At 66.5% G+C, this 5,177-nt stretch carries 6 protein-coding genes; 2 read left to right on the top strand and 4 right to left on the bottom strand.

The window, feature by feature from the left end; genetic code table 11:
• From DBR12_RS23155 to purE, 3 genes are all read right to left on the bottom strand, one after another.
• On the bottom strand, positions 1–403 hold a 403-nt coding region (locus DBR12_RS23155; protein WP_369861668.1), incomplete at its 3' end, for an L-threonylcarbamoyladenylate synthase.
• A gap of 2 nt (positions 404–405) precedes the next feature.
• The gene (locus DBR12_RS18380; protein ID WP_108618584.1) at positions 406–1,575 is read right to left on the bottom strand and encodes a 5-(carboxyamino)imidazole ribonucleotide synthase; all 1,170 of its coding nucleotides are present in this window, start codon (positions 1,573–1,575) and stop codon (positions 406–408) included.
• Positions 1,572–2,066, bottom strand: a complete 495-nt coding sequence (gene purE, locus DBR12_RS18375) for a 5-(carboxyamino)imidazole ribonucleotide mutase (RefSeq protein WP_108618583.1) — start codon at positions 2,064–2,066, stop codon at positions 1,572–1,574. Before purE ends, DBR12_RS18380 begins: the two co-directional genes overlap by 4 nt.
• A 157-nt stretch (positions 2,067–2,223) precedes the next feature.
• On the opposite strand from purE, the gene trxA reads away from it, so the two are divergent.
• A complete protein-coding gene (gene trxA / locus DBR12_RS18370; RefSeq protein WP_108618591.1) occupies positions 2,224–3,132 on the top strand; it encodes a thioredoxin in 909 nt (302 codons plus the stop codon).
• A gap of 10 nt (positions 3,133–3,142) precedes the next feature.
• Positions 3,143–4,015, top strand: coding sequence for an META domain-containing protein (locus DBR12_RS18365; protein ID WP_369861667.1), 873 nt, complete (start codon positions 3,143–3,145; stop codon positions 4,013–4,015).
• 48 nt (positions 4,016–4,063) lie between these two features.
• Here the strand turns inward: DBR12_RS18365 and DBR12_RS18360 are convergent, their stop codons facing one another.
• Complete coding sequence (locus DBR12_RS18360) at positions 4,064–4,987, bottom strand: phosphoribosylaminoimidazolesuccinocarboxamide synthase (RefSeq protein ID WP_108618582.1); 924 nt, start codon at positions 4,985–4,987, stop codon at positions 4,064–4,066.
• Between the last annotated feature and the right edge of the window lie 190 nt (positions 4,988–5,177).

The raw sequence follows: 5,177 nt of genomic DNA, 5'->3' as shown, positions 1-5,177 counted from the left end.
CGGCAGGGGCCGCGCATGCCTCCAGCAGGGCGTGCGCGACCGGGTGCGCCGGGCAGCGCACGCCCACACTGTTCTGCCCGCCTGTGGCCGCCGTAGCCACGCCGGGCAGGCGCGGCAGGATGAGCGTGAGCGGGCCGGGCCAGAAGGCATCGACCAGTTTCTGCGCAAAGCCCGGCACCTCGCTTGCGAAGTGCGCAATGCCTGCGGCGTTGGCCACATGCACGATCAGCGGGTGGTCGCTGGGGCGCCCCTTGGCCACAAAAATCTGCGCTACAGCTGCATCGCTGCTGGCGTCGGCGGCCAAGCCATACACGGTTTCAGTGGGCAGGCCCAGCAGGGCGCCGTGGCGCACCGCGCGCGCGGCTGCGGCGATGGCCAGGGGGTCGTTGCCGTCGAGGATCATGGTCAGAACGCGGCGATGCCGAGCAGAGCAGCCGCCTTCAGCGCGGTGGTGCGGGCTGCTTCGGGCGTGGCACCCGTCACGTTGAGGTGCCCCATCTTGCGGCCACGCTTGGCATCGCGCTTGCCGTACAGGTGCAAATGGGTGCCGGACAGGGCCAGCACCTGGTCCCACGGCGGTGTTTGTTCTGTGTCACCCTGTGCAAACCACAGGTCGCCCAGCAGGTTGAGCATCACCGCCGGGCTGTGCTGCCGTGGCTGGGTCAGCGGCAGGCGGGCCATGGTGCGCACCTGCAGCTCGAACTGCGACACATCGCAGGCGTTTTGGCTGTAGTGGCCGCTGTTGTGGGGGCGCGGTGCAATTTCGTTGACCACCAGGCTGCCGTCCTGCAGCACGAAGAACTCCACGCACAGCACGCCCACGTACTGCAGGCCTTCTGCTACAGATTTCGCAGCTGCTACCGCTTGTGCAGCAAGCGCAGAGGGCAGATTTCCTTCATAAACCTCGGTCACTGCAAGAATGCCGTCGCGGTGCAGATTGCGCTGCACGGGCAGGTGCACCATGGCTGCGTCAGCGCCGCGTGCGACGATCACGGAGCATTCAAGCGCCAGTGGCAGCATTTTCTCCAGCACGCAGGGCACCTTGCCCACCGCATCCCAGGCGGCGGCCAGCTCGGCGATGGTTTTTACGCGCACCTGGCCCTTGCCGTCGTAGCCCATGCGGGCGGTCTTGAGGATGCCGGGCAACAAATCTGGCGAGGTCGCCGCCAGTTGTTCGGCCGTTTCGATCACCGCGTAAGGCGCACAGGGCACGCCGCAGGCCACAAAGTGCGCCTTCTCGCGGGCGCGGTCCTGCGCTACGGACACAGCGCTGGCCGCAGGCGACACCGGGCGCTGCGCGGCCAGCGTGGCCAGCGCGGCGGCGGGCACGTTTTCAAATTCGGTGGTCACCGCATCGGCCACGCGGGCCAGCTCGGCCAGGCCCTGCGGGTCTTCGTAGTCCGTCTGAATGTGGTGGTGGCTTACCAGCCCGGCGGGGCTGGTGGGGTCGGCATCCAGCACGGCGGTGAAGTAGCCCATGGCCTGTGCCTGGTGCACAAACATGCGGCCCAGCTGGCCGCCGCCCAGAACACCCAGTGTGCTGCCAGGCAGGAGGGGCTTGGCAAATTTGGTCATGCGGCGGGAGGCAGGGTCATGTTGCGGGCCACTTCCGTCTGCTCGGCGCGGAAGGCTTGCAGGTGCTGGCGCAGCGCGGGGCTTTCGTTGGCCAGCAGGGCCACAGCGAACAGCGCGGCGTTGGCGGCGCCCGCCGTGCCGATGGCGAAGGTGGCCACGGGGATGCCCTTGGGCATCTGCACAATGCTGTGCAGCGAATCCACGCCCTGCAGGTGGCGGCTGGCCACGGGCACGCCCAGGACGGGCACCGTGGTTTTCGCGGCGATCATGCCGGGCAGGTGGGCGGCGCCACCGGCGCCCGCGATGATGGCTTTGAGGCCCCGGCCTTCAGCGGCTTCGGCGTAGGCAAACATGTCGTCGGGCATGCGATGGGCCGAGACCACGCGGGCCTCGTGCGGGATACCGAACTGCTCAAGGATTTGCACTGCGTGCTGCATGGTGTCCCAGTCGCTGCTGGAACCCATGACGACGCCGATCTGGATGGGTTTCATGGTGTGGAGGGCGCTGGCGGGCAGGTTGCGCCTGCCCTGCCGCTGTAGGTGGAACCCGCGATTTTACTTTTTGCGCCTCCCTGGCGGGCGTGGGGCTGTTTCGATGGGCCAAAATAGCGCGCAAATCGCTCCACAGGCCTCTGGCCCGCCCACCATCATGATTGACGTCACCGTAGAAAATTTTGAAGCCGAGGTGGTTGCTGCCTCGATGAATATGCCCGTGCTGGTGGACTTCTGGGCGCCCTGGTGTGGCCCCTGCAAGTCGCTGGGACCGGTATTGGAGAAGCTGGAGACCGAGTACGCGGGCCGTTTCAAGCTCGCCAAAATTGACTCGGACCAGGAGCAGCAGCTCGCTGGCATGTTCGGCATTCGCAGCATCCCCACCTGCGTGTTGCTCATGAACGGCCAGCCCGTCGATGGCTTCATGGGCGCCCTGCCCGAAGGCCAGGTGCGCGCCTTTCTCGACAAGCATGTGCCCACTGCCGACGAGATAGTGGCCGAGGCCGAGGAAGAAGAGGCACAGGAAGCTTTGGCCGAAGGCGACACGAACACGGCGCTGGAGAAGCTGCAACACGCCGTGGTGACCGACCCTTCCAACGACGACGCGCGCTTTGATTACGTCAAGCTGCTGCTGCAGCTGCGCCGCGAGGACGACGCCAAGGTTGCGTTTGCCCCCGTCATTGCCAAGGCCGCCGTGTCACGCAAGCTGGGTGCGCTGAAGGCCTGGTTGGATGCTATTGATTTTGTAGCTGTTGGCGGTTATGGAGCGCGCGCAGAGGCCGATTTTGATGCAAAAATCACTGCCAACAAACGCGATTTCGACACCCGCTACGCCCGTGCCCGCTGGCTGATGGCCCAGCAGCGCTGGACCGACGCCATGGACGAGCTGCTTGAGATCCTCATGCGCGACAAAGCCTGGAACGAGGAGATCGCCCGCAAGACCTATGTGGCCATCCTCGAAGTCATCGAGGCCCCCAAGCCCAAGGTGGCCGAGGGGCAGATTCCGCCGGAAGACCCAGTGGTAGCCACCTACCGGCGGCGCTTGTCGAGCGTGGTGCTGAGCTGAAAGCATTCGGATGGGTGAGCGGCTGAGCGGCGTGCATGCATTGCCCACGTGGATGCTGTCGTGGCGGCCCTTGCTGGCGGGGTGTTTTCATCGCGGGGTGATGCCCCGCCTGTCCGCTGCGGCGTTGTGCTGCGCCCTACTGCTGGGGTGTGCTGGCCGACCTCCGGTCCCCGACGCCATTGTTTCGGGCGTGGCCTTGAACCGAGAGCGTGTGGTGCTCCCCCCGGAGGCCGTGTTCGAGGCCACGCTGTTGGATGTGACCCACCCTGATGCACCCCCGGTGGTGTTGGGCCGCCAGCGCAGCGCCCCAGCTGGGCAGGCGCCTTTTGCCATCAGGATTCCCTATCCCTCTTCGCGATTTGTACCCAAAGGGCGCTATGAGGTGCGGGCCACCGTGACCCTTGAGGGGCGCTTGCTGCTGGCGACGGATCAGCGCCATCCGGTCCCGCAGGATGCCGCCTTTCGCCGCGTGGATGTTCAGTTGCGGCGGTTGCCACCGCTCGCCGCCACGGTGGAAGCCAGCGTGCCCTTGGTGCTGACCCACTGGCGGCTCGTTGAGATAGAGGGCAAGGCAATCGGCCGTCCGGTCGCAGGGGCAGGGGCTCCGCACCTGGTGTTGCAGGCGGATGAGCCGCGGGTTGCGGGCTCGGGCGGGTGCAACCGTTTTTTGGCGGATTACACGTTGCAGGGTGCGCGACTGCGTTTTGAGCGCCTTGTCTCCAACATCACACTGTGCTTGCCAGCCAGCGGTACGGAAACGCGGTTTTTCGAGGCGCTGTTGGCGGTGCAGAGCTTCCGGCAGCAAGGATCGCAGCTGGCGCTGCGGGGCGACGAAGGGCAGACGCTGCTGCGCTTCGAGTCTGCCGAGACATTGCTGGACTGAGCGCCCTTTGATGGGCGGCTGGAGGCAGGCGCCGACGGCGCCCGCCATTTAGCGGGAGGTCAAACGCTCCAGCGCCTCGCGGTACTTGGCTGCCGTCTTCTCGATCACCTCCTGTGGCAGGCGCGGTGCCGGGGCGGTCTTGTCCCAGAGCTTGCCGCCCACCTTGGCCTGTTCCAGCCAGTCGCGCACGAACTGCTTGTCGTAGCTGGGCGGGTTGGCGCCCTGGGCCAGCGCGTCGGCGTAGCCTTCCACGGGCCAGTAGCGCGAGCTGTCGGGGGTGAGCACCTCGTCCATCAGCACCAGCGTGCCATCGGGCGCCAGGCCGAACTCGAATTTGGTGTCGGCAATGATCATGCCCTTGGTCAGCGCGATCTCGGCGGCTGCCTGATAGATCGCGATGCTCAGGTCGCGGATACGCGTGGCCAGATCCAGGCCGATCATCTCCACGGTGCGCTCGAAGGTGATGTTTTCGTCATGCTCGCCCACGGCGGCCTTGGCGGCGGGCGTGTAGATGGGCGCGGGCAGCTTGGCCGCATTGGTCAGACCTTCGGGCAGCGGCACGCCGCAGACCGAGCGCGATTCCTGGTATTCCTTCCAGCCGCTGCCAGCCAGGTAGCCGCGCACCACCGCCTCTACCGGGATGGGTTTGAGGCGCTGGACCAACATCGAGCGGCCACGCACCTGCGCGACTTCTTCGGGCTTGACCACGCTTTCGGGCGCATCACCCGTGAGGTGGTTGGGGCAGATGTGGCCCAGCTTGTCGAACCAGAACAGCGCCATCTGCGTGAGCAGCTCGCCCTTGCCGGGGATGGGTTCACCCATGATCACGTCGAAGGCAGAGAGGCGGTCGCTGGCCACCATAAGGATGCGGTCGTCGCCCACGGCGTAGTTGTCGCGCACCTTGCCGCGTGCCAGCAGGGGCAGCGACGTGAGGGCAGAGGTGTGCAGGGCGTTGGAGCTGGGCTGGGTCATGGTGTCGGTGTGGGCGGTCGATATCCGCAGCGGGCAATCCGAAGAAGAACGGGGGGGCGAAGCGCTTGCGGGCCGGGCCCGGCGCAACCCGCAGATTTTACGCGCCGGGCCCGGGCGCGCCTGCAAGGCCTCGGGTGTATGCAAAAACGGGACGGGCGCAGGTGGCGCGGGGCTGTATGGTGCGCGGGGG

It is taken from the genome of Acidovorax sp. HMWF029 (assembly GCF_003060895.1).
Taxonomy (GTDB): domain Bacteria; phylum Pseudomonadota; class Gammaproteobacteria; order Burkholderiales; family Burkholderiaceae_C; genus Acidovorax.
Note: the sequence above shows the minus strand (reverse complement) of the source record. Positions and strands in the feature narration are given on the sequence as shown.

What these genes read in the sequence shown, in the direction of transcription:
- DBR12_RS18380 (WP_108618584.1), bottom strand. Translation starts at nt 1,575, where the DNA reads ATGACCAAATTTGCCAAGCCCCTCCTGCCTGGCAGCACACTGGGTGTT.
- purE (WP_108618583.1), bottom strand. Translation starts at nt 2,066, where the DNA reads ATGAAACCCATCCAGATCGGCGTCGTCATGGGTTCCAGCAGCGACTGG.
- trxA (WP_108618591.1), top strand. Translation starts at nt 2,224, where the DNA reads ATGATTGACGTCACCGTAGAAAATTTTGAAGCCGAGGTGGTTGCTGCC.
- DBR12_RS18365 (WP_369861667.1), top strand. Translation starts at nt 3,143, where the DNA reads ATGGGTGAGCGGCTGAGCGGCGTGCATGCATTGCCCACGTGGATGCTG.
- DBR12_RS18360 (WP_108618582.1), bottom strand. Translation starts at nt 4,987, where the DNA reads ATGACCCAGCCCAGCTCCAACGCCCTGCACACCTCTGCCCTCACGTCG.